The 2827-nt window shown below is 57.4% G+C and carries 3 protein-coding genes; all 3 read left to right on the top strand.

Translation table 11 applies throughout. The features are described 5' to 3' along the window. Positions 1-184 precede the first annotated feature (184 nt). Positions 185-883 (top strand): CerR family C-terminal domain-containing protein, encoded by a 699-nt coding sequence (locus H5U08_RS14805; protein WP_297034707.1) that lies wholly within the window; start codon positions 185-187, stop codon positions 881-883. Positions 884-1062: 179 nt separating this feature from the next. Continuing rightward, complete coding sequence (locus H5U08_RS14800; RefSeq protein ID WP_297034704.1) at positions 1063-2487, top strand: HlyD family efflux transporter periplasmic adaptor subunit; 1425 nt, start codon at positions 1063-1065, stop codon at positions 2485-2487. Further along, a partial coding sequence (locus tag H5U08_RS14795) for an efflux RND transporter permease subunit (RefSeq protein WP_297034700.1) occupies positions 2484-2827 on the top strand: 344 nt, incomplete at its 3' end. The genes H5U08_RS14800 and H5U08_RS14795, both read left to right, overlap by 4 nt.

Genomic DNA, 2827 nt, shown 5'->3' with positions numbered 1-2827 from the left:
CCTGGCTCCGCGCCCTTTTTCCAGCGACCAGGAAAAAACTGCACCCCTTTAACTTGCCTGTGAAACATTTGTTTAATACAATCGTTTGAAGGATAGTGGAAATGGAGGGGTTCCAGATTAAGGGAATCGCCTCGTCCGGGATGGCTGAGAGGAGGGCGTCCGACAAAGGACTCATCGGCTGAGTATGTCGCATTTCCCTGAAGATACGAAAAGCCGCCTGTTGACCGCCGCCGGTGAGTTGTTTGCCGAACTCGGATACGAGGGGGCCACGACCCGGCAGATTTGCGAACGAGCGGGTGTCAATATCGCTGCTATCAACTACCATTTCAAGTCCAAAGAGCATCTCTATGTGGAGGCCGTAAAGGCGGCGGCGCCGCTGTTTCGTCCGGAGGAAGCCGATCTTGAGCGACGTCTGGAGGAACTGAGGCAATCAGGGGACCGGCATCAGGCTGCGCAACTGCTCGCTGATTACATCCGGCTGATGACGCGCCACATGATCGCCGAAGTCGCGCCGGAGTGGAAAGTCAAACTCATGATGCGGGAAATGCTCGAGCCGCACGAAAGCTGTTGCGAGTTTTTCCGGCAACACATCCAGCGCAACTTTACAATTCTGCTGGGAATACTGGAGATACTATTTCGTGAGGAAATGCCACCCGAGCGCAGAATTCAAACCGGCCTCAGCATCGTCGCGCAGTGCGTGCACTATCGCATGGCCCACGATGTGCTGGAATTTCTGGTGCCACCGGAGCTGAGGGGCAAATTCACGGCCGAAGATGTTGCCCGACACATCATTGAGTTCACATTTTCGGCCCTCGGTTTGACGTTGCCGTTTGTCACCCAGTGGACGCAGGAAGCTGCTTCCTCCGCGAATGCTGGCAACTGAGAGGGCAAATCGGGTAGTTGTCTTTTACCAAGTACGCCGCGGATGTGTAGACATAAACAAATGAGCTGAAATGAGAAAATGGGGCTTTGTCGCAGATTAAATTGGGGATCGCGGGGCACGTGTTATCCAAGCATTATGAGCTTCGGCGTTAATCCAGTCTCTGTCAGAGGAATCGGTTCATGTTAGGGCGAGCTCGGGCGTCGCATTCAATAACGGTCCTGGAAAGGATCATCAATATTGTGGTACCGCCCCTCGTTGTGGCGCTTGGGGTGGTGGGGTTTTTGGTCTTGAAGGCACTCAGTAAACCCGTTCCCCGAGAGGTTCCCGAGCAGCCTTTGCCAGTGGTCCAGACGGTACGGGTGGTGAGGCATTCTGGCGGGCTGGAATTGGCCACGGATGGGCTTGTCGTTCCCTATCGGGAAATCCAACTGGCGGTCGAGGTGGACGGACGCATCGTAGAGAAAACACCCCAGTGCGAAGCGGGAACGTTCGTCACCAAGGGGACCCTTCTTCTGCGCATTGACAAGACAGACTACGAAATCGAGGTGAATCGCCTCCGCGAACAGTTGCGGCAGGCAGAAGCCGCGCTGGCAGAATGGGCGGTTGATGTTCAAAACACGCAAAAGCTTCTGGAAATCGCCCAGCAACAATTGGAAATAGCGAAACGTGATTATCAGCGGGCAGAGCGCCTTTTCGGAAGCAACGCCATCCCGCAGGCAGAATTTGATAACGCGAGGAAATCACTTCTTCTGGCCGAGCAGGAAGTGGTCAATCTGGAAAACCAGCTTCGCACGAAACAGGCTTCCAAGGATCGACTGGAGGCTGTGCGGGATCAGGCGGCCGTGCAACTTCAGAAGGCCGAAATTGACCTGGCCCGCACAGAAATTCGCGCACCTTCTGACGGGGTGGTGGTGAGCGACCTGGTGGAAGAAAACACCTATGTGCGGAAGGGGACGACCGTTCTCACTTTCGAGGACACATCCTGTGCACAGGTCAATTGCCAGTTGACGATGCGTCAGGTGGCCTGGCTGTGGGCCATGCTGGAGGGATCTTCGGTGGATGCAAAGTTGGCCACAGGTGAAGCCTACAAAGTCCCCAAGCTTCCCGTGACGGTGGAGTACGAATTGGACGGGCGGGTCTTCTATTGGGAGGGCACACTGGACGGCTACGAAGGTTTGGGCGTGGACGATCGGACACGCATGGTCCCCTGCCGGATTCTGGTACCGAATCCGACAGCGGTGAAATCGAAGGTCGTCGCCGATACTGTCCCTGAGGCTGCCGGGCCCGCCAGGCAGCCCCCAGCACTGGTTCGCGGGATGTACGTGGCCGTGCGGATCCATGTCAATCCGAAGATGACGGTCCTTCGCGTTCCCGAACAAGCGCTCCAGCCGGGCAACGTGGTGGGACGGGTGCGGGATGGAAAGCTCCGCATGGTGCCGGTCGAGTTTGCCCAGGTGGTCCCGGAAGGAGCTCTGATCATCGCGCCTCCGGAATTACTCCGGGAAGGTGATAGCGTCGCCGTGTCTCCCACCCCCTTCGTGGAGAACAATCCCTTGGCCTTCTCCGATGAGGGGCTTCCTGTCGAGGTGCAGTCGGTCCTATGAAATCCATTCTCCGCTGGTCGATTCGAAACTCCCCCGCGATGAACACGCTGCTCATCGGCATCGTGGTCGTGGGGTTGCTGAGTCTCTTCCGGATGCGTCGGGAGGTCTTTCCCGAATTCAACCTCGACATGATCCTCATCACGGTACCCTATCCCGGTGCCAGCCCCACCGAAGTGGAGGAGGGGATCTGTCAAAAAATCGAGGCGTCTCGGAGAACGAGGGGCCTGGGGCGTTTCCATCGGGCCAGGCATCGTCCACCTTCGAGACCTCTGCTCCCGCCAATGCCCAGCCCGCAGCGGCGGATAGTAACCAGGTGGGAAGAGCGACCGACGCGGCGGTC

This window comes from Thermogutta sp. (assembly GCF_014359955.1).
Classification (GTDB): Bacteria; Planctomycetota; Planctomycetia; order Pirellulales; family Thermoguttaceae; genus Thermogutta.
Note: the sequence above shows the minus strand (reverse complement) of the source record. Positions and strands in the feature narration are given on the sequence as shown.